Raw genomic sequence first — 22,139 nt, 5'->3', positions numbered from 1 at the left:
TCATAATGATTGATTCGGATAAAATCAAAAACGGTAGGCTAAGGAATTGATCCTTATGCCTACCGTTTTTGTGACCTTACATTTATTTATTTATTTATTTATTGCTTAGTTTGCTCGAACTCAGCTTTAATATGTGCAAGTAACTCTGGCTTGGTTATTACGTCATAAGCCGTATTAGCCAGTGCTTTGGCAGCTAGAATCATGCCATCTAAGGCTAGATCTTTCATAGCAAGATCACGGAATTGAGGGGTATGAAGCCCATGTTTCTCGTCAATGACCTTGATATAAGGGTGAATGGCTGGACAGCATAAGGATACATTACCTAGATCCATGGAACCATGATCATTACCAGTATTAATTTCTTTTGGGCTGATTCCTAATTCAACAAGATTGGATGTAAATGTATCTGAAAGATGCTCGTTCGTAATCATTTCATCGTAGGAGGTTTCATAATTTGAAATGTCTAATGTACAACCTGTCTGCATGGCAGCACCTTGTGCGATTTGTTTCACGCGTTCGGTTAGAATGTTCAATTCCTTACGTGTTGCTGCACGAACATAGAATTGAGCGGAAGCATAATCAGGAATAATGTTAGCAGCTTCACCACCATGGTTAATAACACCATGGATACGTACAGTGCTCTTCACTTGCTGACGGAAAGCATTTATACCATTGAAGGTTTGAATGACGGCATCAAGTGCATTGATACCTTCATGAGGACTTGCAGCGGCATGGGATGACTTACCATGAAATTCGAACTGGATAGCATCAATAGCAAGAGATCGTCCTGATTTCTCGTATGCATAAAATGGATGGGTCATGAGTGCGATATCACAATCATCAAAAAGACCGGCGGAAGCCATAGGAACTTTTGCACCACGTGTTTCTTCAGCTGGAGTCCCGAATACACGGATGCTACCACCAATCTCATCAATCACGGATTTCAGACCGACAGCTGCCCCTAGACTCATCATACAGATGAGGTGATGACCGCAGGCATGTCCAAGTCCTTGAAGCGCATCGTATTCACATAACAACGCTATCGTAGGACCAGACTTCTTGGAAGTATAGGTACCTATAAAAGCCGTTTCAATGCCCAGTATGGGAGCTTCTACGGTGAAACCGTGATATGTAAGTTCTTCTTTCAAGCGAGCCGAGGCAAGGAATTCTTCATTACCAAGTTCCGGATTAGCTCCGATATATAGTGATATTTCTTTAAAACGTGATGCGTTGTGATCGATTGTGTTAGAAATCATACTTTTATTACTCATATAGGCAACTCCTCTGTTTGAATGGGATGAACGAATAACAATGCTTAATAGTATACCATGAATGAATTTTAGCAGTCTATGCATTGCTTTTGTATAAATTTGTATGTTGATAAGACGCTATTAATGAATTCCTAGTGAATACCATTGCATAATAATACATTTTGACTTATGATATATCTTGTTCTAAAAATACAAATTATCAGTCACGAAGTAAGGGAGAAGAGAAAGTTGAAGAAAATATCTCGTATTATTGCGTTTCTACTGAGTGCCGTCATCTTGCTAACTACAGGTGTATTAACCGCTAGTGCTGAAGATGCAAGTTCGGCTGTGAATAAAAAACTGATTCTTGGCACAAGTGCTGAGTTTGCACCGTATGAATTTCACAAAAGAATTGATGGGAAAGATCAAATTGTTGGGTTCGATATATCTATAGCGAAAGAAATTGCGAAAGATATGGGAGCCGAATTAGTCATTGAGGATATGGGATTTGATAGCCTTCTGTCTGCTTTACAAAGCGGTAGGGTGGACATGGTTATCTCTGGCATGACACCGACAGAAGAACGTCGTCAAAGCATTGATTTCTCTGATAACTATTATATGGCACGTCAGGCTATGATCGTTAGAACAGAAGATAAAGACAAGTTCGTAACCATGAAAGATTTCGAGAACGAGAAGATTGGTGTTCAAAAAGGATCTATTCAAGAAGAAATCGGCATGACAATTCCTGGTGCACAATTAACTTCGATAGATAAACTTCCTGACATTATTTTGCAACTAAAAACAAAACGTGTTAATGCTATTATTGTCGAAGACACTGTAGGTACAGGATATTTAGACTCAGAAATCGTATTTGCAGATGCTATGCCAACGGATTCTGAATCCTATGCTGCTATAGGTGTTCAAAAGGGTAATACAGAGATTGTAAATGCTATAAATGGTACACTTGCTCGTCTGAAGAGTGAAGGTGCTATTGAACAAATGGTTAAAGATGCCAGTATTCTTGCAGCAAAAGAGGAATCTGGAAACATCTTTAATACGGCATGGGAATTTCGCGATTATTATATCAAAGGGATCGGATATACTCTTCTTTTGTCTGCATTAGGTGTATTATTTGGTTTCATTATTGGTTTATTTATAGCTTTATCGCGCATGACGAACATTCGTATCGTGAAGTGGTTAGGAACAGCGTATGTTGAGGTGTTGCGGGGCACACCAATGCTCGTACAGCTTATGATTATCCATTACGGTCTTGCCTTAACATTTGGCGTTAACTTCTCGCCGCTACAGTCCGGTATTATTACGTTATCTATTAATAGTTCAGCTTATTTAGCTGAAATCTTTAGAGCAGGAATTCAAGGTGTAGATCGAGGACAAATGGAAGCGGCTCGTTCGCTCGGTATGACACGCATAACAGCGATGCGTCATATTGTCCTACCTCAAGCTTTCAAAGCTGTACTTCCAGCGATCGGGAACGAATTTATTACGATAATTAAAGAATCATCGATCATCTCGGTTATTGGGATGGTAGATATTATGTATCAGGCAGGCGTTGTTAAGAACATCACGTACCAAGGACTTAACCCATTTATTATTGCCGCGGTAATTTATTTTGTATTAACCTTTACGTTGTCTAAGTTATTGAATGCGTTGGAAAGGAAGTTGAGTGCCAGTGATAACCGTTAAAGACTTGCATAAATCATATGGGAATATAGAAATTCTTAAGGGGATCGATTTGGACATTTCCAAAGGAGAAGTTGTCGTTGTTATAGGACCATCTGGATCTGGTAAAAGTACCTTTCTACGATGTCTGAATTTGCTTGAGCAACCGACATCAGGCGAAATTCAATTCGAAGGGCAGTCCATTACAGCTGCTAAACATGACATCAACGCAACTCGTGAAAAAATGGGTATGGTGTTTCAGAACTTCAATCTATTTCCTCATAAGACTGTGGGACAGAACATAATGATCGCACCTCTTACGGTGAAGAAGCAGTCTAAAGCGGAAGTAGAAGCTATAGCGGATAAATTGTTACAAACCGTTGGATTATCTGATAAAAAGGATGTCTTCCCGAATCAACTGTCAGGGGGACAGAAACAGCGTATCGCGATTGCACGGGCACTGGCAATGCAACCACACGTAATGTTGTTTGATGAACCGACTTCAGCGCTAGATCCTGAAATGGTAGGAGAAGTTCTTGAAGTAATGAAGAAACTAGCTCATGAAGGCATGACGATGGTGATCGTTACCCATGAGATGGGATTTGCCCGCGAAGTGGGAGATCGAATTCTGTTCATGGACGAAGGCCGTATCATGGAGCAAGGTACTCCGGAAGAAGTGTTCAATAATCCGAAGAATATACGTACAAAAGATTTCTTGAGTAAAGTGTTGTAGTAACGTACGAATATACAAAACAGACGTAAAAATGACGAATATGTCATCAATGCGTCTGTTTTTTTGTGTGAAAAATATACGAATGTGTGTTGTTAAAGGGTTATTGGAAATCTTTACATGTTTACTGGTTACAAAATTGTGATATATTTGTTGAGCCAAAACTTTCAGTGAGAAAGTGCGGGGGACGTAATAGGCGTGTATAAGAACAATAATTACCGCTTCTTCTCACCTTGGGGTGAATCGCATAGAACGATAGTGCGTAGGGTTGACTCCCAATCCGAATCCGACAGCTAACTTCGCAGGCGTTAATATAAGGAGGAACACAAACAATGAATACGAAATTTAAAAAAATTAAAATGATGGTAGCTGCAATGGGCGTTGCATTGATCGTTCAAAGTACACCAATACACGCAGATGCTGTTCATGTTGCCAAAGAAGGAGATACATTCTTCAAGTTGTCGCAACAATACGGGGTAAGCCTTGATAAGTTGATTAACGCTAATCCGAATACATCGGAGAATAACATCTATGCAGGAATTAACTTGAACATTCCAAGCGTGAAGAACACGGTATCCGCTGCATCTGTGAAATCAACAGATTCTATTCTGAGTGTGTCACCAGATCAAAAAGTGGTGGAAGCTTGGGGTAAAACATTTAACTATAGTAAAACAGTACAGGTTAAAGCTACTGCATACTCTGCTGCAGCTAGCGAGAATGGTAAATGGGGAGCCGTTGATTATTTCGGTAATCCACTTAAACTAGGAACGATCGCAGTAGATCCAAAAGTCATTCCTATGGGTACGAAAGTATTAGTTACTGGACATACTCATAATGGCCTTCCAAACGATGCCTTTGTTGCAACGGCGACTGACGCAGGATCTGCTATAAAAGGTAATCGTATTGATATATTTATCCCAGGAAGCCAGAAGAGTGTTAGTTCATTCGGATTTCAGCAAGTTAAATTGTTCATTATAAAATAGATTAAATATGAATAGACTGAGTGCCAGTAATAACTGGTTCTCGGTCTATTTTTTATTACAGTATAATAATAATGCAAGCTAACGCACAGAGAACTTTCTAACCATAAGACTTACCGTAATCATAACCAAGAAATTCACAGACAGTGCAATAATCCCAACATTCAAATCTTTCGCTGCCTGCGGTAAGGATGGAAACAAGGTACCTATCGTTGCATGACTGAGTGTAATATAGGCTACGATAGCAAGTCCGCAGATGATCCCGGCGATCGCACCATATTTATTGATCACATTGTTCTTGGTTAGACTAAAGAGAAGTGACGGAAACAACTGTGTGATCAGGCTGTATCCCATGAGAATTAATGCAGATAACGTTTCGCCGCCGTTCAATGTAAAGTAGACTGCTATAAGTGCAATCACAGGAACAAGTGATTTTGCTATTCGTACGACGTTCTGATCCGATACAGTGGGTATAAATTCTTTATAGACGTTTTTTGAGAGCAATGTTGCTACACTCATTAACAGCATGGAACCTGGTACTAATGCAGTCAACAGTCCAGCTCCGCCAATGATCCCAATAAACCATGGATCAAAGGTCTCAATCGAGAGTCGCAGTAAGGAGAGATCTGCATCTGCACCTTCCAGTCCAGGCACTTTCAATATCGCGGTAAATCCTACAAAAAAGACAAACAATAACATGAGTGTATATAATGGGCTTATAATCGCATTTTTTCGAAATACTTTCCCACTTCGCGCTGAATAGACTGCACTGAAGACTTGAGGCCACATATAAAAACCACTTACGAGTAATATAACCGTAGAGATGAACCACGAAACGCTAAGCCCCTGTTCAGGAAGCTTTAGAAACCCAGGCTTAGCTGCATGAATGGCTTCAAACATGGGTTGCAACCCTCCGTAATAATGAATAGGTAAATAAACCCCTAAGAAACCAATAATCACGATCATCAGGATATCTTTAATGACTGCGATCCAAGCGGAACCGTGTATCCCAGAGAGCATAACATAGATGGTCAGGCTAATGGCTCCCATCCACACTGCGGTAGATATGGAAATAGCGCCATAAGATGCTTCTGATACAATAATCCCTAACCCTTTTAGTTGCACAACAATGACAGGAATCATCGACACCACACCAACAAGGGCTGCAAGAACGCCCAACATGGGGCTCTTATACTTACTTACAAAGAAATCAGATTGAGACATTAGGCTATTTTTCTTAGCATATGCCCATATTTCCGGAAGCAACCAATAGGACACGACATAAGATAAGGTAATGTAAATAAGGACGTATAGAGCGGGTGCACCCTTACCATAAGCCCAACCACTGCCTCCAAGAAAGGAAAAGGTCGTATAAATTTCACCAGCCATCAACAAGAAAACGAATATAGCACCGAAACCACGTCCGCCAACGGTCCATTGTTCCAGATTCATGTCTTTCCCTTTCGTAGATCGAATCCCTAACCAAATAGACAACACTAAAAATCCTGAAATGATGAGGAGTGCAATGTTCATTCTGATTCACCTTCTCGATTGCGAGGGTCCAACTTATACATGATACCCAATATAACGGATGTTAGGACAACCCACATGGCCATCCAGAACATATAAAATGGCATTCCTAATACGTAAGGTTCTATTCTGTTAACAATGGGAAGAAACCCTAATATCCCTATGAATGGAACTAGAGATAGAACATATATAATCTTCACCAACAACCCTCCATTCTACTTAAAAGTCATAATTAAACGACATCACCTTATAGCAAAGGCAAAGTCAATATAGTATACCTTACACTATTTACATATAAAATTTAAAGTTAATAGAGCATATCTTTTATTGAAAAGTAGCTTTACTCTGAATGTATAAGTCTTTACATTCATTGATTTAGTCATACATTCAAGAAGGAAATTCCAGGTTGAACGTTGAATCTTGTTCATGGAGGATCTTTCTCTAACTGAACATCAAGATGGGCTGGGATATAAAAGATGCAAGATTATGTGTTATCTAGTGGAGAAATTGTACGATTGAAACAATATATTGAACGCAAGCATTTGGATCTTGAACCGAAGCTACGGGCATCCATATTAGCCGATGCGGTGCATCGGATTATTGAGGGGCGTCTTCCTTCTTTTCCAGATGGAGTGAAGAAGCAGTTATGCTACGAGCTTCTTAAGAAACATCGAGAGACGCTCGTTATTCAGACAGATGATGTGCTTCAGCATTGTGTGTCTTTGGATTTGAGTAACGAAGAATTGTTGTCTTCCTTAAGTGAATGGGTATCTAACAGATCGACTTTTCCTCTACAGGGAGAGATCGTCAGTGAGATACTTCTTCAATGGTCACAACAACAATCGCCTACAGTCACACTCCAAGCGTTGGAGCGGGAATGGAGTCAGGCTCAAGAGGATTTTAGTGTCTCTGAGGAGCTTGCGGTAGCTATGGAAGCCGAAGTTATTAGTGAACCTCTAGTTGTTCCTTACTGGAAAAGAGTGGGATTTAATCGAAGAATCTCGATTGCAATGGTGTGTTTTAGTACGATTGGACTCGTGATCTTATTGGTCTTTTCACTAGTTCAACATTCATCAGAACCCGCCATAAATGTAGATACGGTGAATATACAGCAGCCTACTATGAATAACACTGGAACAAATTTAGATGGTGGAATCCCTATGGAACTTAAATACGTGGTTATAGATCGGAAGCGATTACAGCAATATTTGCGAAATAGGAACTCTATGTTAGCTGAGGAACCCTATTTGTCTCAGATAATAGAAGCGAGCAAGAAATATGATATCCACCCACTATTGCTGTTTGCTATCACTGGACAAGAGCAGGGATTCGTTCCCAAAGATCATAAGCAGGTAGAAGCCATCGCAAATAATCCGTTCAATGTATTTGGGAGTTGGGAGAGTTATAACACCTCGATTGCACGGTCAGCTTCCATTGCGGCCAAGACGGTATTTAATATTAGTAGTAAGCGTCCAGGTGGAAGTCAACCGATCCAGTGGTTAAATCGAACTTATGCCGAGGACCCGGATTGGTGGAAGGGCGTCACGTGGTTCTTCAATGAACTGAAGCGAGAGGTTGAAGATGACTCTTTCGTGTGGCCAGAGTAACGATGTCACATGTTATGGTACTCATAACATGTGGCATCGTTTTTTATTTACCTAATGGACGGTGAATATATTTAAATCTCAAGTGATCCAGCTTCGTGATATGATATAAAACAACTGGAAATTTACTGAATGTCCAAGATGTAGAATGTATGCTCTAGGTTCACTCTCCGTTCACATACTTTTGATATGCTCTCCAAGTCGAGGGTTATTGATCAAAAATATGCAGAATGTTGGGGGTTTATTATGTCATCATATAAAGGTAAGTTATCTATCAAAATAATGTTATTGTTGTTACTGGTCACAGTAGTGGCGGCTTGCATAGTAGGGGCTCAGACACATTCATCAGCAGCCCCATCTGTGTCAAACACGCTATCTGCGAAACCAGAAGAAGCGGCGGATTTGAATGACGTGGCTCAACTAACGGCATTTATTGATGGTATCATGAATGTGCATATGGATAATTTCAAAATTCCAGGGGCGGTCATCTCGATTGTTAAAGATGGGAAGAGCCTGTTCTCGAAGGGATATGGCTACTCCAACATCAAAGATGGTACGTTAGTGGATCCCGAGACCAACTTGTTTCGGATTGCTTCGACAACGAAGTTATTTACTCGGACGGCAGTGATGCAATTGGTTGAGCAAGGCAAGCTCGATCTCGATACGGACGTCAACACCTATTTGAAGAAGGCGACCATACCCAACACCTATTCTCATCCCATTACAATGCGTCATCTGATGACCCATACGGCCGGGTTTGAGGAAGGGGGCGTCGGCTATCAAATCACTACGGATATGAAGAAGCTACCGGGATCGATTTCTGAGACGCTTGCCAAACATATGCCGGCAAGGGTTAGACCTCCAGGAGAGATGATCTCTTATTCCAATTATGGCGCTGCGTTGGCGGGACTTATTGTCGAGGAAGTCAGTGGTATGGCTTATAATGACTATATACAGAAGTACATCTTTGATCCGCTCGACATGAAACATGCTACGGTTCAGGAGCCTGTTCCAGCGTCTTTAGCCCCCGATGCAGTGCTCGGATATGCTCGAAAGAATGGTCAATTTGTTACGAAGCCACTTACGTTCGAGGGAGGATTTCGCCCTGCGGGATCAGGATCCGTCTCGGCGGATGATATGGCTCATTTCATGATCGCCCATCTTCAGAATGGACGTTATGGAGAGCATCAAATTCTCAAGCCAGAAACAGCCAAATTGATGCATTCACCTTCTTTCCAGTTCGATAAACGGTTACCGGCAACGGATCTTGGGTTTTTCGAGGAGAATCTGAACGGACTGCGCGCCATTACCCATGGTGGCGCCGATGAGTTATTCAATACAGAGGTATCTCTTGTACCTGATAAGCAAATCGGCATTTTTGTTTCCTATAGCGGGGGTGATGGCGGAGCAGCGGCGAGAGGGCTGTCGCAAGCTTTTTTCGATCGTTACTTTCCTGCGCAGGAAGCCATACCTCCCCAGTCTGCCATACTTGAAAGTGACTTGAAGAAATACGCCGGTTCCTATCAATTCACACGTCGAAATCATAGCGATATAGATAAGTTTTTCAATTTCCTAACTAAGATTAGCATTTCGGTTGCGGGAAACCAACTTTCCATTGGAAGCGGGGCAGAACAGCAATTATTCACTCCGATTGGACCGGATTTATTCCAGGAAGTCGCAGGCAAGCATCAGATGGGATTCCGTACCGATGCAGCAGGTAAGGTCACATACCTGTTTCTTGATGAGCTGAATCCCATGCCTCTTGAGCCTACACCTCTGATAGATCAAACCATGTTCTGGCTTCCATTGCTTGGCATCTCCGTAATTATGTTCATCAGCGTTTTGACGGGGTTTGCTTATCGCAGACGCGAAATTAAACAGATGTCGAAAGGGCAAAAGTGGGCACTTAGGTTATCGGCGACTACCTCTGCTTGGGGCTTAGCGACTATTGTCGCGACGTTCCTCGTTGTATTGAACATGGATCTAATCGTGCGACTGAGCCGCATTACGCAATCGTTACAACTTTATCTGGTTATGCCCATTATTCTGGTGGGATTAACCGTATCGTTATTGGTATTAAGCGTACTGGCTTGGAAGAATAAGTATTGGACAGTGCTGAAACGCGTGCATTATACACTCGTAGCGCTATCGGCAGTAACGGTGAGTATGTTTTTCTATCATTGGAATCTACTGGGTTGGCATTTTGGTTGAAGCAATATTGTTGCCCCTTCGGGGGCATATATGATCAATAATTGGAGGTGTACGTTCTCATGGCTACAATCCTTATCGCGGATGATGATGTACATATTCGTGAGCTGATCACCTTATTTTTACGGAATGAAGGATTCGAAATCGTGGAAGCAAGCGATGGTGCGCAAGCATTAGCAATTGTGGAAAATGATCAAATCGATCTGGTGATCCTCGACATTATGATGCCCGAATTGGACGGTTGGGAATTGTGCAAGGAGATCCGGCGCTTAGATTCAAATATCCCTCTATTGATGGTCACGGTCAAGGGGGAATCGGGGCAAAAAGTAAAGGGATTTCAACTTGGTACCGACGATTATTTAACGAAGCCGTTCGATCCGCTAGAGCTTGTTATGAGAGTGAAAGCGTTGCTGAAGCGGTATATGATTGTCTCTTCACAAACGATTCAACTGGGATCTATTGTGCTCAATCGACGTAGCTTTCAAGTGATTCGAGGAGATGACACGCTCAATCTTCCGTTGAAGGAATTCGAGCTCCTCTTCAAGTTAGCTAACCATCCCGGGCAAATCTTTACACGGGAACAGTTGATCACACATATCTGGGGAAAGAATTACGAAGGCGATGATCGAACCGTCGATGTACACATTAAGCGGCTAAGAGAAAGATTTGCCGGTGATTCGAATTCTTTTCAAATTGAAACGGCCCGTAGTCTGGGATATCGGTTAGTGATTACATGATCAGAACCTTATACGTCCGTATCATTTGCACGTTTCTAGCGATCATTATCTTCAGCCTACTGTCGTCTATCTTTATTGGGCTCTTTCTATTCCAGAAAGAAATAGACCATACAGGACAGAACGACATGATCGAAGTAGGAGAAGAGATTATTCGTCTCTATGAACAATCAAGACCCGATGATCCAGATGCCTTTATAAAGCGTATGGTGAAGGTATCCTCTTATCCGATTCAAATGTATGACTCATCTGGTAACGTAACTTTCTATGATATAGATGATACGGATAACGTCGAAATTGCGACTGCTGCGGTAAAGGAGGTGTTGCGAGGACAAGTCTATCGTTCTCCAAGTGAAGTAGAACAAACTTTCATCGGTCTTCCTTTTTCAATTGAAGGTGAGCCTTATGCCATGTTCATGCAGTATTCCTCGCAGAACGAGAATATCATAAACCGGATGATGGTGATTGTATTGTTGGTCGGTCTGTTGATTGGAAGCCTATGTATTCTCATCGCGGCACGGTATTTGGTGAAGCCCATTCAGACGTTGACGCATGCGACCAAGCGACTTGCGAAGGGCGATTTCGACGTGGAAATAAGAACGAAACGCGTGGACGAAATGGGAACATTGACTCAAAGTTTTAATGTGATGGCAGCTGAGCTTAAACAGTTGGAGCAGATGAGGCAGGATTTTGTATCTAACGTATCTCATGAAATTCAAACCCCACTCACGTCTATTTCTGGGTTCGCTTTAGCATTGAAGAATACGAATTTGGTAGCCGAGAGTGATCGAAATTATTATTTAGATATCATTATATCTGAGAGCAGTCGACTATCCAGACTCAGCGATAATTTGCTTGCGCTCGCATCCCTAGACTCCGAGCATCATCCATTCGAGGCAATGACGTATAATCTGGATGAGCAAATTAGACAAATCGTCGTAACTTGTGAGCCCCAATGGTTGGCGAAGGGCATTCAAATTGACTTAGAAATGCCTGATGCGGTCAAACTAACGGCAGATCGCGACGAGCTTAACCAGGTGTGGATGAATTTACTCGGCAATAGTATCAAGTTCACCCCTTCGGGAGGGCATATCGAAATACGAATGACCCATTCGCTGAATGAGATCCTCTTCACAATAACCGATTCGGGTATCGGAATAGCGCCAGAGCAGCTCGATTATGTGTTTGAGCGGTTTTACAAAACGGACATGTCAAGGAACCGCAATATCGGGGGTAATGGCTTAGGGCTTGCTATCGCTAAGAAAATTGTAACGCTTCATCGTGGTAGCATTGAAATGAAAAGTCAGGTAGGCGTAGGTACGACAGTGGTTGTTCATTTGCCTATTCGATAAGGAACGTATATAGCCAGCTGCCATTATTGGCGGCTGTTTCTTATTGTTCTAAGAGATGAATGATTGTGTCTTATAGGTTTAACCTATAAGATTCATTCCTATTATATATTGTACCAATATAAAATTTGACGGTAAGATGAATACACTTACATAGATGGAGGAGATGGCGTATGGACACCAATATTGCTCGCAATCGGGCTGAATTATCAGGAAAGTTAACAATCGTGTTAGATTCCAGATCGTTGACTAACTCTCACAAAAGGCTTTCAGAGATACTGAGTAAAGGTATGACGGTACTGGATGTTGGTTGTGGAACGGGATCAATTACACGTGGAATAGCTGAAATGGTAGGACCAAATGGGCGTGTGGTAGGAATGGATAGTAATCCAAATCTAATCGAAAAAGCTCGGCAAGATCATGGTGATATACCAGGATTAACATTTGAAACAGGTGACATCTATAATCTTCCTTATGAAGGACAATTTGATATTGTTACTTCGGCTCGTGTATTAGTATGGTTGTCTAATCCGCTGAAAGCTTTACACATGATGAAATCTGCCGCGAAAATAGGTGGTCGTATTGTGATTGCTGATTATAATCATGAGAAAATATCATGGGAACCACAGCCTCCCGCAAGTATGATTTCTTTTTATTATGCATATTTGAAATGGCGTTCAGATGCAGGTATGGATAATGCGATTGCCGATCAACTTCCTGCTATGTTTCGAGACTTGGGTATTGAAGAAATCAATAACCCCTCAGCATGAGGTAAGTGATCGAACAATGCCTAATTTCCAGACTCGTATTGGAATATGGGCAGATACTGCTTCAAGCAGAGGAGTACAAATGGAAAGAGACGGATACGTCACTGAGAATGACTATTTGACCGCGGAAAAGGAATATCGGGAAGATCATACAAGATGCTACATCATTAACAATGTATATGTTAGCTGTTGAGGGTGTGAGAGTTGTATAAAGGCGGACATCTTGAACTGAAATGGCAGATATGCCGTTATTTCTGTATACTCGTCACAAGTGGATACTCAATATTGATGGTTCTGAAAGAAAAGATGAGATGTGACAGTATCGCTCAAGCAAAGCAGTGATAATGTAAATGACGTGATGAGTAAGGGGAGTTCGACTCCCCTCGTCTCCATTAGAAGACCCCACGCATTGAACGGATTTTTTCTTGTTTAGAGAGTGAATTGTAGACGAGATGTCTACAACAAAATCGACATCAGTCTGTACACATGTTAAGTGGGTAATATTGATGTTACGAAATGAAAGATGAAGGTATGAAAGTATTGTTCATTGATTTAACGGAAATACGCATAACACATGTAGAGGCTGTTGTACTTTGGTTGTTAAGGATAGTGATAGTTGGGGACAAAATGGGGACGCGAGGAAGATCACGTCACAGAAAGAATTAATCTTAATTCTATGAAAATTGCTTTGATACTTACTGGAGAGTTATTGGATATGAATGCAATTACTCAAGAAGAGTTTGATGGAGGGGTTCGAGCAAGATGCCTTGTTCTGTGGCTGCATGAATCGGAAACAACGGAATACGTCGCCGATAGCTTTGCAGAATTTATTGAGAGGCTGCACAATTAAGTAAGTAATTTTTTTGGGCTGGATAGAAAGGAAGTTGGTGAAACAGAACGGAAAAAGCAAGTCTTTGTTGCATTTAAATCATACACAATGCAATGTGTATGATTAATATTAGGCGTTATAAATGTTTCTATAGAATTCGTTTGGGAATCTTTAAATTTGAAATGGAGCATATAGCAAAAAAAGTTGTACTCATTTATAATTTAGAAGCAAAAACCAATATTTTGTCAAAATGAGCATACGTGATTAAATTTACTAAAGCTTTATTATGAACTATTGCTCGTTTCATATGGAAAATTTATGTATCTATTAGGATAATTAATACAAAAATAATAAAATACACCGACTTACTCTATAAGTTTTGAATATAGAATTTGAAACGACATTTTTGCATCAGAATAAGGAGTTCTTCTATGGATATTGTTGATTTCCACAAAATAGAGTCACTAGCAAGGGATTTTCGGAATTTCTTAATTTTTATAAATGGTTACATGCAGCAGCATAGCAGTGAAGAAACAGTGCGTATATTAAAGATTTCTGGAATTGGAGTGCAAAAATATCCAAACAGTAATAAATCTGAACAATTACAGACCATAATTGGAGCTCTTCATTCACAGTACGGTAAGGACGATGAACATACAAATAAATGGATAGAGGAAGTAGAGATAATAAACAACTTATTTGTTGATTTGATACAGTTACGAGAAGCACATGGAGTAAATAAAATACAAAAGAAAAGACAAGCTGTTGGGTTTCTCATTGCACTTGAAATATTTCTTGGTTCTTTAAAAGAGTATAGTATGGGAAGACGGTTAGAGAAGATTAAGGAAGTGTATCCCTTTGTAATCTCATTGTTTGATGATAGAAGAAGAGGAAGACTAATTCCAGCAAAAGTAGATCACAATCGAGTGGCTCAAATTGCCGATTCCGTAGCTGAAAATGCAAGCTCTATATTCAAGTATTTCATATATGATGATGCTACACTTAATTTTAAGAATGCTTTGAAATACGACGAGATTAAGATTCTTCGTGAACATATGAACCTTTATGAGATTTACAATTCGATAGAAACTCTAGAAGAAAAATGGAGAATGATTGGTTTAGATATTACGATCGATAAAGATATCATTAACTTCTCTATGCTCGACGAAAAACCGTTCCAAGCCGTTTCATTGTCTTCGGCTCGCTTTCAAAACCAGCGAATGAAATGGAACTTAGACTTCCAGAATTCAGATAAAACTGAATTACATCAAAAGATTAAGATAGATAATACACTCCTCCCGACCGAAGGATTTATTAGCGAAGAGGAGGTAATGCACAGTATAAGTTTAGGGGAATTTTTACTTACAAGAGATTTAAAGATGAAGCTAAAAAATGTAGAACTTCGCGAATGGCTCCGAGCGTATTCTGTTATTAAGCGAGAAATGGAAGAGGTCATACAGAAACGATTTATTTCTAATAGAGTTGCCCCTATGCAATTAACTGATTGGTGTGATGTGAGACCTGCTTCTAACTGGTTGCAGCTTTTCATGAGTGCGGGTATTTCTGAAGCAAGTGCTGGGATCATAATAAATTGTCTAACATTTACACTGAAATCAAAGGATTTACTCGACTGTCCATTTATCCCGATCCCACCTAGGAGTGATCAAGAACCGGAAATATGTGTGATTCCATCCCTAGCCGTGATCATTGACCCAGCACTCTCAACAATTTCTAATATGGCAAGAAGTACTTCAGACATTGCCATGAAGGGTACTGGCCTGGAGAATGAAGTGCTGAAACTACTAAGATCAGCCGGTATACCCGCTGATCAAATAAAGAAAACAGTTAACGGTGAAACATACGAATGTGATACATTCTTCGTATTAGAGGATCATCTTATTTTTGTTGAATGTAAGGCTTTCGGTCAACCGTACGGAGTACGTGATTATTATCAGCTTATTCAAAATATTATTCCTCTAAGTGAAGAGGTTATTCCTAGGGCAGCAAATGATCGAAGTGCAACAGAGCAGTTAAACAGAATAGCAAAATATTATTTGAATCATTTACCTTTATTATGTGAAAAACTTGGGTTGCCAGAAATATGGAAACCAAAGTCAGTTACCCGTATCATTTTAACGACCGCTATGTTAGGTGAAAATATGTTCTCCGATGACTGTTATATCGTTGATTATTCCATTTTTTCGCGTTTTATTAAAAGAGATATGCCCTATATAAATATAGGGCCATATAGAATACTTAACGGAGATAAAAATTATGAGGGAGACATTACATTTGAGAAATTAATGAACATTATCGTTAAATCCCCTCAAATCGATATATTTAATCGAGGGATAATCCTGAATTCAGTTGAGAGGAAATTATATAGTAAAAAATTAAAATACCTTATCCATACAATACCTTTTTCAAAAATACGAATTATAGATGCATCCGTTATTAATAAAATGATTACAAGAGGTATTCTTCCTGAGGATGCTCACGAACAAATGAAAGCAGACCGTTAGAAGGAGATCAGTAATTCTATCTTCCTAAAAATGGGTAACTTTTATAAGAATTTAAGGTATATCATTCCAACATTAATAATTAAAATGAAGCACGCTTTTCCCGTAAGGGGTTCGCGTGCTTCTTGCGGTTAACATTACCGAAAGTAGGAGGCTGGTAATGAAACTTGCAATTTCTGAAAAGTGAGACCAAATTACGAAAATAGCCGCCGCGACTTTTAGTAATAAATGCGAGAAGTATGGATATATTTGGGTAATGCTCATGCATGGAGTTTCCTAGGGCGCATACATTACTTTGGTAGCCAGCGATGTGTTTGGATTAAAAGAACCGGAAGAGCACAACCAAAGTATGAGATATGTGAAAAATATTTTATATGAACAAATGTTCACTGACTGGGTGATGACAAGACGATGTGGTTTAATAAATGTATAATGCAATTTCTAGTTCCGATGGAATATTAAGACCATATCTATTAAGAGTCGTTTGTGTGTTAAGTGTCTTCTATAATTAAATTGTAGTATGATGCTTCGCCGCGGCACCTAGTTGATTCTATCATTTAAATAAGATCTGACAGTAGATAGAGTTCCGATCTCAAACCAGCTTTAAATCAAGTTTTAAGGATATAGAACAATCATAATCAGTACACAGTTCATCAGGGCGATGTGAATCAGGCATGGGAAAAATTCAAACAGAAATGAAGAAGTTAGAATTATAGCGTTTTTAATATGAAAAAAATTATTTGCCTGCGGTCAGATGGAAGAAGTCTTGAATGAAGTCTGATTCTTATCGCGATATGATGACTCAATGCAAGTGGTAGAACAGAAAGCTGAGTTAAATGTTGATACGTCGATTTTTGTTACACTAGTTATATAAGTTTGATAAAAGTTGACTATTCAAAATTGTAGGAGGAATTGAATGAAAACAAAATTTCTTGAATTAATCTCTTCGATTTTAGAATGTAAATTAGATAATGACATCTTTAATAACCAAGATCAAATTATAGGGAAGATCAATCAATACAATGATTTTTTTAGACTCAGATCGCAGAACAAAAAGTTTAGAGATTATGACGGCGAAGTCTTGGTGGCACCTGTTCCATTTACAAGCACAGGATCAAATAGTAAAATCGCAATTGTTGGACTAAATCCAAAATTTGATGATGGTGAAGCTGCTGATGAAAAGCTAAATGCCGGTATAAATTGGAAAGATTATTCGGATTTTTATACCTCAGCACGTACAGTTCATTATGTAATGGATGTACGTGGATCAAGATACTATAATAATAAATTAAACTATTGAATGCTCTAAGTACAAAAAAGGTACAGGGTATTAAGGAAATAAGACAAATATACAACTTTAAGAGCGAGTATTCTATCTTCGCTGAATTAACTAGTAAAAACCCAGTTCTTTTAACGGAGTTCATTCCCTTTTATTCAAAAGAGTTCAATCTAAGCAATTCTGATATTGAAAGAGCATATTTCTCATTACCTGGATTTAAGCGATATTTTGACGGTATTATTAATCTTATTGAGGAATCAACAGGAGAGCAGGGTATTGAGGGTATTATCATAATGGACGGGGTGAACCCCTCAAAATTATTTGAGGAAAAGTTCAAAAATGAAATAGAAAATTTGTATAGTGAATCTTATAAAGGCAGATTTGCATACAGTTAACAATTGGCGAAACAAAAAAGTACTATTTACTGGTGGAGTTATCTTCGGCATGAGTACGCCATTTAATTCTCATGAATTTATTTATAATATGATTGATAGAGTGTATGAATATTGTCCTGATTTTGTAATGGAGTGAATAGTCATTTGCGGGCTGTAATAGATGACGTTTAACATATACCAGATATAATTGTGCATCTGACTCATGTTTAAGTCTACCTTCAGCACACAACACATGTAGAGTGCTTAATATTAATGGTTCTTAATGAATTGATGAGATGTGACAGTATGGCTCAAGCAAAGCAGTGATAATATAAATGACGTGATGAGGCGAGGGAAGTTAGACTCCCCTCGCCTCATTTAGAGAAACCCGCTCACTGAGCGGGTTTTTCATGTTTAGGGAGTGAATTGCAGACAATCTGTAGACATCAAATAACTGAGGCTCAATTTTTTTGGTCTATGTTATAAACTTCGTATCTACGGGCACTTTGATATAATTGGGGGTGAATAGTATTGCAAATAGTGGTAAAGAAGAGTTGCAAATAGATTTCTTATTAACAGATCGAATAATAAGCATAGTTATATTAATATGGTACTATGAGATTGGATAGTGAAAGTTAGAGGAGGGTTATTCAATTGATTAATATGAAAGAAATCGAAGTGATTCAGCTTGAGGACGACAGCCAGCTAAAGACTGAAGTAATCTTTGCTAGACCAGAGCAAAGTGCAAATGTACTGTTTAATTTTATGAGTAAGTTAGATTACTTAAAAACTATCCTATTAAATAAGGCTGTTATTCCAAGATACTACGAAGAGACCGTTGAGTATCTGGATATTGAAGGATTGAAAAGAATTGCTTTTCCAATGACTTGTTTTTGCGATATTCATCTGAATAAGCTAGTGCCTCACATGGAGTTTTATGGGTCATTTGGAATAGGTTTAAATAAAGAATGGGGAATTAATGAAGGGATACAACCCATACATTACATCAATAACTTTTCCTACCTTAGGAATGACTTCTCGTCTATTTTTTCTAATTCTTTAAGTACATCTGATGAAGAACGGGAATATATTCAGAGTTATAATAACTATTTACTAATCAACTTAGTATTTATGAAACCTTTAGATGGAATAATGCTAAGAAATGAAAAGTAAATAAAAAGGAATTTTCATGATGAACGAGAATGGAGATATGTACCTGATTTTAATAGAGTAGAAACGGAACTGCCTTTTATCATCCCTCAAGAGCAATTAAACCCTAAAGCGTATGCCTCCTATTCTAACGGTATTTGGCATCGTCAAGAATTTTGGTTACATTTTGATTACAGCGTTATAAAATATTTAATTGTTGAAGGTGACAAAGATAGGGTAGATCTTATTTCTTTTATAAAAAGTGATATTGAAGCAAGCGAAAATGAAAAGCTTTTACTCATATCAAAAGTATTAGTATTTAATGAGTTAAGAGAGGATTGGTGATTATGATGTTTTTAAATTTTGATAAAGCATTCAGAAAAAATAATCATAAATTACCTATACCGTCTGAGGTTATTGCTTCTTTGACCGAGAGTCTGCCTCCAAATTTTATATACGTAAATGCTGGTGAGGGTGCTTGTGTCGTGTCAACCAACTCCCAGAAGATGGACATGAGTTTAAATGTTGAGCTACCTGAGGACTTTAAGCCGCAATCAATGCTTGAATTAATGGAATTTATGTACCGAGCACAACGTGAATTGCGAATTTTACCAGATAAAGAAGGATTTATTACTATCAATGGTTCAAAGTTCTTGCCGAACGAATTGATTGTATTTCCATTAGGTGGAAAAGTACTTGAAAGTGAACTCTATATTAAACCACAACCATTTCAACCCCCGTTTAATGTAACGCTAGAAGGTGGAGGAATACCAAAGGAAATTTTGATGCAGAGGCATCCTTACGCGGATATGGGAAAAAGCTTATTTAAGTCCATAGGAAATAGTATTATCGATATTTCATACATATTTGACGAGGTGGATAATAGCTTGAAATTCACATTCAATATTAGTATAGAGAAGTTCCACAGTGTATGTGAAATAGTTGAGAGCTTAAAATTTTATAATGCATGTATCAATGGGGATATAATACTTGCTGGCATGGACTTTTCAAGCCACTTCAGCCCCAAAGAAGATAAAGAAATATTGGAGACAATAGAATTCTGGGAGAAAATAAATACTTTAGAAAAGGTTCTAAAAGTTGATTTTTATCTTGAATTTCCAATAACTAACGAAGATGCTCTATGGGTTGAAAAGCTATTTAAATCTTTTGTTGAAAATATGGCTTATAAGCAATACGCGAAGGTGGATAATATTGTTACAGTAGCTCCTGATGGGATAGATAAAGATAGCATTGTAAAACCTGAGGGAATTATGTTTTCTATGATCCAAAGAAGTGAATTAAACATTTGGAATACAAATATAGAGTTATTTGATGTTGTAGGATTATTTGATCTTAAAGTAACAGATGTTATCTTACTAAATGATGAAAAGATGGAGTACGAGTTAATTGTAGAGCCTATTGAAGGCAAAAAGGTCTACACATCCATCAGGAGTTTTTTAAATAAAGTGGATGCTGATGCTTTTCTAGGTGAGCTTAAAGAGTTGCAGAATGCAGAATTACTTGTTGAGTTCTAAGTGCGTAAGGTAAAGCTTATTAGAACGATATAGAGGCTCGAATTACTAATTAATAGTAACTAGACGAAGTATATAACATTCGTTAATATCAGGATGAACTGGTAGAAAAATTGAAAAGTGAGTTTACAGTAGATAAGCTGAAATTGATTCTGTAAATGTTATATATATCGAATCACTGGAATGTGGTGGAGAAGCAGTATATGTATCTTGAAGGATTGAAAGTTAGGATGTAGATGTGTAGCATCTTCATAATTTTCTATTGAATTGAGCAAAGAATAGGTGGAGTTAATCGTTTTTCTATGACTAGTTTAATGATAATGGGTTGAATGTTTAAAGTAGGAGTCCTTTTTTATAATGATTCAATTGAACATGTGAATACTATCAAATAATATTGTGTTAATATTGGAAAGATGGACTTATTTATGTTCTTTAGATTTTAAAAGATTCATATGTGGAGGTATTTCATGGGAGGAAGTCGGTTTTGGGAGTTTTATTTGGTGCGTTATTTACTTGGTACTATTTTTGGAATAGTTATACTATTCTTTTTAGTAATAAATTATAACGAAAAGATTACAAATTCATTTTTCTTCAATGTAGTTAGTGAAGGAAAAACAGATGAACAAAAACCAAATATAAAAGATAGCATTGAAAATCTGTTGTTTGATACAACATTTAGTATGAAAAAGAGCGATGCGGATGATATTTTGAATATACTGGGTAGTGATCATACTTCTTCTGTGATGGAAGATAAAAATGAAAATAAGGACGTTAAAATAACACAGACTGGATTTACCTTATTGCCGGCAATTATAATAGCAGTAGCTGGTTTTCTATATATGTATTTTTCAAGTATGATCATACTGGTTCTTCATGGTATAAGATCGGTATTTTTTTGCAATAGTTTTGATGAATCGAGAAAAAAAGTAAATACTTTTATAATAAGATTTTTGATCTCTGCTATAGTACTTTGTATACTAGTTTCTATTTTTTCTAAGGGTAATTCTGAAGGTTCGAGACATATCTTTAGTGTTTTAATAGTTCTTTCCATAATAGTGGTATTGATAGGGGAAGCCACATCTATTCAGAAATTTTATCAAAAATTAAGCTCATTTAGATCCTTGAGTGGTGAGAGTGAAATTTCTAAATCGAATAAAACTGAAGTGATGGAAATTATAGATAAGAACACATCTAAGAACACATCTAAAAATACATCTACAAGTCACATGGAGCAATTGAAGGAAAATAAAGAGTACGTAGAATCTTATAGACATTTACGCGAACACGGTAATGCATTTGGTATTATTGTATGTGAAGTATTATTTGCAATCTGGCTTATTACGTGGGATTTTTCTTTTTGGGCTATTTTTTATTGGTGTCTATTTGGATTTACATCATGGATATTAGGTACATATTTAGAGACAAGTATGGTTTCTATAACAGACAAATCCCAGAAAAAGTAAACTTGATGGAGATTCCGACTTATTATTCTTTGGATCCTAAGAAATTCAAAAGTTTATTCGAGTCAACTCTTGAAACAAATAATGAAACATATGATAGTTTCTCAATAAATGTAAAATTGAAAAAAGCACACCCACATTTACTAAATTATTAAATACATGATA

Annotated in this window: 17 protein-coding genes, 1 pseudogene and 1 riboswitch; of the genes and pseudogenes, 15 read left to right on the top strand and 3 right to left on the bottom strand. The window is 38.2% G+C overall.

Translation table 11 applies throughout. The annotated features are described in order from the left end of the window. Positions 1–98: 98 nt before the first annotated feature. Complete coding sequence (locus tag PBAT_RS21930; protein WP_068652813.1) at positions 99–1,271, bottom strand: M20 family metallopeptidase; 1,173 nt, start codon at positions 1,269–1,271, stop codon at positions 99–101. Between the two features lie 228 nt (positions 1,272–1,499). On the opposite strand from PBAT_RS21930, the gene PBAT_RS21925 reads away from it, so the two are divergent. From PBAT_RS21925 to PBAT_RS21915, 3 genes are all read left to right on the top strand, one after another. Then, complete coding sequence (locus tag PBAT_RS21925) at positions 1,500–2,954, top strand: ABC transporter substrate-binding protein/permease (RefSeq protein ID WP_068652812.1); 1,455 nt, start codon at positions 1,500–1,502, stop codon at positions 2,952–2,954. Further along, positions 2,941–3,663: an amino acid ABC transporter ATP-binding protein gene (locus PBAT_RS21920; protein ID WP_068652811.1), complete on the top strand. Its 723-nt coding sequence runs from the start codon at positions 2,941–2,943 to the stop codon at positions 3,661–3,663. The genes PBAT_RS21925 and PBAT_RS21920 overlap by 14 nt, the downstream gene beginning before the upstream one ends. Positions 3,664–3,806: 143 nt before the next feature. Next, a riboswitch (cyclic di-AMP (ydaO/yuaA leader) is annotated at positions 3,807–3,983 on the top strand. A 9-nt stretch (positions 3,984–3,992) separates the two neighbouring features. Continuing rightward, entirely contained in the window at positions 3,993–4,643 is a 651-nt protein-coding gene (locus PBAT_RS21915) for a 3D domain-containing protein (RefSeq protein WP_068652810.1), read from the top strand. 78 nt (positions 4,644–4,721) lie between these two features. On the opposite strand, the gene PBAT_RS21910 is transcribed toward PBAT_RS21915, so the two are convergent. Both PBAT_RS21910 and PBAT_RS21905 read right to left on the bottom strand, forming a co-directional pair. Beyond that, positions 4,722–6,173 (bottom strand): sodium:solute symporter family protein, encoded by a 1,452-nt coding sequence (locus tag PBAT_RS21910; RefSeq protein WP_068652809.1) that lies wholly within the window; start codon positions 6,171–6,173, stop codon positions 4,722–4,724. Beyond that, a complete protein-coding gene (locus tag PBAT_RS21905) occupies positions 6,170–6,370 on the bottom strand; it encodes a DUF3311 domain-containing protein (RefSeq protein ID WP_068652808.1) in 201 nt (66 codons plus the stop codon). Before PBAT_RS21905 ends, PBAT_RS21910 begins: the two co-directional genes overlap by 4 nt. A gap of 276 nt (positions 6,371–6,646) precedes the next feature. Here PBAT_RS21905 and PBAT_RS21900 point away from each other — a divergent pair, with 276 nt between their 5' ends. The 12 genes and pseudogenes from PBAT_RS21900 (at position 6,647) to PBAT_RS21845 (ending at position 21,977) form a co-directional block, all read left to right on the top strand. After that, the gene (locus tag PBAT_RS21900; RefSeq protein WP_068652807.1) at positions 6,647–7,777 is read left to right on the top strand and encodes a glucosaminidase domain-containing protein; all 1,131 of its coding nucleotides are present in this window, start codon (positions 6,647–6,649) and stop codon (positions 7,775–7,777) included. A gap of 243 nt (positions 7,778–8,020) precedes the next feature. After that, entirely contained in the window at positions 8,021–9,985 is a 1,965-nt protein-coding gene (locus PBAT_RS21895; RefSeq protein WP_068652806.1) for a serine hydrolase, read from the top strand. 59 nt (positions 9,986–10,044) lie between these two features. Beyond that, complete coding sequence (locus PBAT_RS21890; protein WP_068652805.1) at positions 10,045–10,719, top strand: response regulator transcription factor; 675 nt, start codon at positions 10,045–10,047, stop codon at positions 10,717–10,719. Continuing rightward, complete coding sequence (locus PBAT_RS21885; protein WP_068652804.1) at positions 10,716–12,068, top strand: sensor histidine kinase; 1,353 nt, start codon at positions 10,716–10,718, stop codon at positions 12,066–12,068. The genes PBAT_RS21890 and PBAT_RS21885 overlap by 4 nt, the downstream gene beginning before the upstream one ends. Positions 12,069–12,238: 170 nt before the next feature. Then, positions 12,239–12,835: a methyltransferase domain-containing protein gene (locus PBAT_RS21880; protein WP_246168258.1), complete on the top strand. Its 597-nt coding sequence runs from the start codon at positions 12,239–12,241 to the stop codon at positions 12,833–12,835. 613 nt (positions 12,836–13,448) lie between these two features. Then, positions 13,449–13,682, top strand: a complete 234-nt coding sequence (locus PBAT_RS21875) for an SMI1/KNR4 family protein (protein WP_068652803.1) — start codon at positions 13,449–13,451, stop codon at positions 13,680–13,682. Positions 13,683–14,092: 410 nt separating this feature from the next. Next, positions 14,093–16,183, top strand: a complete 2,091-nt coding sequence (locus PBAT_RS21870) for a hypothetical protein (RefSeq protein WP_068652802.1) — start codon at positions 14,093–14,095, stop codon at positions 16,181–16,183. A gap of 913 nt (positions 16,184–17,096) precedes the next feature. Then, entirely contained in the window at positions 17,097–17,480 is a 384-nt protein-coding gene (locus PBAT_RS21865) for a hypothetical protein (protein ID WP_068652801.1), read from the top strand. After that, positions 17,477–17,854, top strand: coding sequence for a hypothetical protein (locus tag PBAT_RS21860; RefSeq protein ID WP_068652800.1), 378 nt, complete (start codon positions 17,477–17,479; stop codon positions 17,852–17,854). Before PBAT_RS21865 ends, PBAT_RS21860 begins: the two co-directional genes overlap by 4 nt. A 642-nt stretch (positions 17,855–18,496) precedes the next feature. Then, positions 18,497–19,327: pseudogene (locus tag PBAT_RS26095) on the top strand (abortive infection system antitoxin AbiGi family protein). 2 nt (positions 19,328–19,329) lie between these two features. Beyond that, complete coding sequence (locus PBAT_RS21850; protein ID WP_068652799.1) at positions 19,330–20,517, top strand: abortive infection system toxin AbiGii family protein; 1,188 nt, start codon at positions 19,330–19,332, stop codon at positions 20,515–20,517. Between the two features lie 464 nt (positions 20,518–20,981). Next, complete coding sequence (locus tag PBAT_RS21845; RefSeq protein WP_068652798.1) at positions 20,982–21,977, top strand: hypothetical protein; 996 nt, start codon at positions 20,982–20,984, stop codon at positions 21,975–21,977. Positions 21,978–22,139: the final 162 nt, after the last annotated feature.

The sequence above is a fragment of the Paenibacillus antarcticus genome (assembly GCF_001637225.1).
GTDB lineage: Bacteria > Bacillota > Bacilli > Paenibacillales > Paenibacillaceae > Paenibacillus_AQ > Paenibacillus_AQ antarcticus.
This window is presented reverse-complemented; position numbering and strand designations above follow the sequence as displayed.

Coding starts and splice junctions, on each gene's coding strand:
- PBAT_RS21880 (WP_246168258.1), top strand. CDS start 12,239: ATGGACACCAATATTGCTCGCAATCGGGCTGAATTATCAGGAAAGTTA.
- PBAT_RS21900 (WP_068652807.1), top strand. CDS start 6,647: ATGCAAGATTATGTGTTATCTAGTGGAGAAATTGTACGATTGAAACAA.
- PBAT_RS21850 (WP_068652799.1), top strand. CDS start 19,330: ATGATGTTTTTAAATTTTGATAAAGCATTCAGAAAAAATAATCATAAA.
- PBAT_RS21910 (WP_068652809.1), bottom strand. CDS start 6,173: ATGAACATTGCACTCCTCATCATTTCAGGATTTTTAGTGTTGTCTATT.
- PBAT_RS21890 (WP_068652805.1), top strand. CDS start 10,045: ATGGCTACAATCCTTATCGCGGATGATGATGTACATATTCGTGAGCTG.
- PBAT_RS21845 (WP_068652798.1), top strand. CDS start 20,982: ATGGGAGGAAGTCGGTTTTGGGAGTTTTATTTGGTGCGTTATTTACTT.
- PBAT_RS21885 (WP_068652804.1), top strand. CDS start 10,716: ATGATCAGAACCTTATACGTCCGTATCATTTGCACGTTTCTAGCGATC.
- PBAT_RS21865 (WP_068652801.1), top strand. CDS start 17,097: ATGAAAACAAAATTTCTTGAATTAATCTCTTCGATTTTAGAATGTAAA.
- PBAT_RS21895 (WP_068652806.1), top strand. CDS start 8,021: ATGTCATCATATAAAGGTAAGTTATCTATCAAAATAATGTTATTGTTG.
- PBAT_RS21870 (WP_068652802.1), top strand. CDS start 14,093: ATGGATATTGTTGATTTCCACAAAATAGAGTCACTAGCAAGGGATTTT.
- PBAT_RS21915 (WP_068652810.1), top strand. CDS start 3,993: ATGAATACGAAATTTAAAAAAATTAAAATGATGGTAGCTGCAATGGGC.
- PBAT_RS21930 (WP_068652813.1), bottom strand. CDS start 1,271: ATGAGTAATAAAAGTATGATTTCTAACACAATCGATCACAACGCATCA.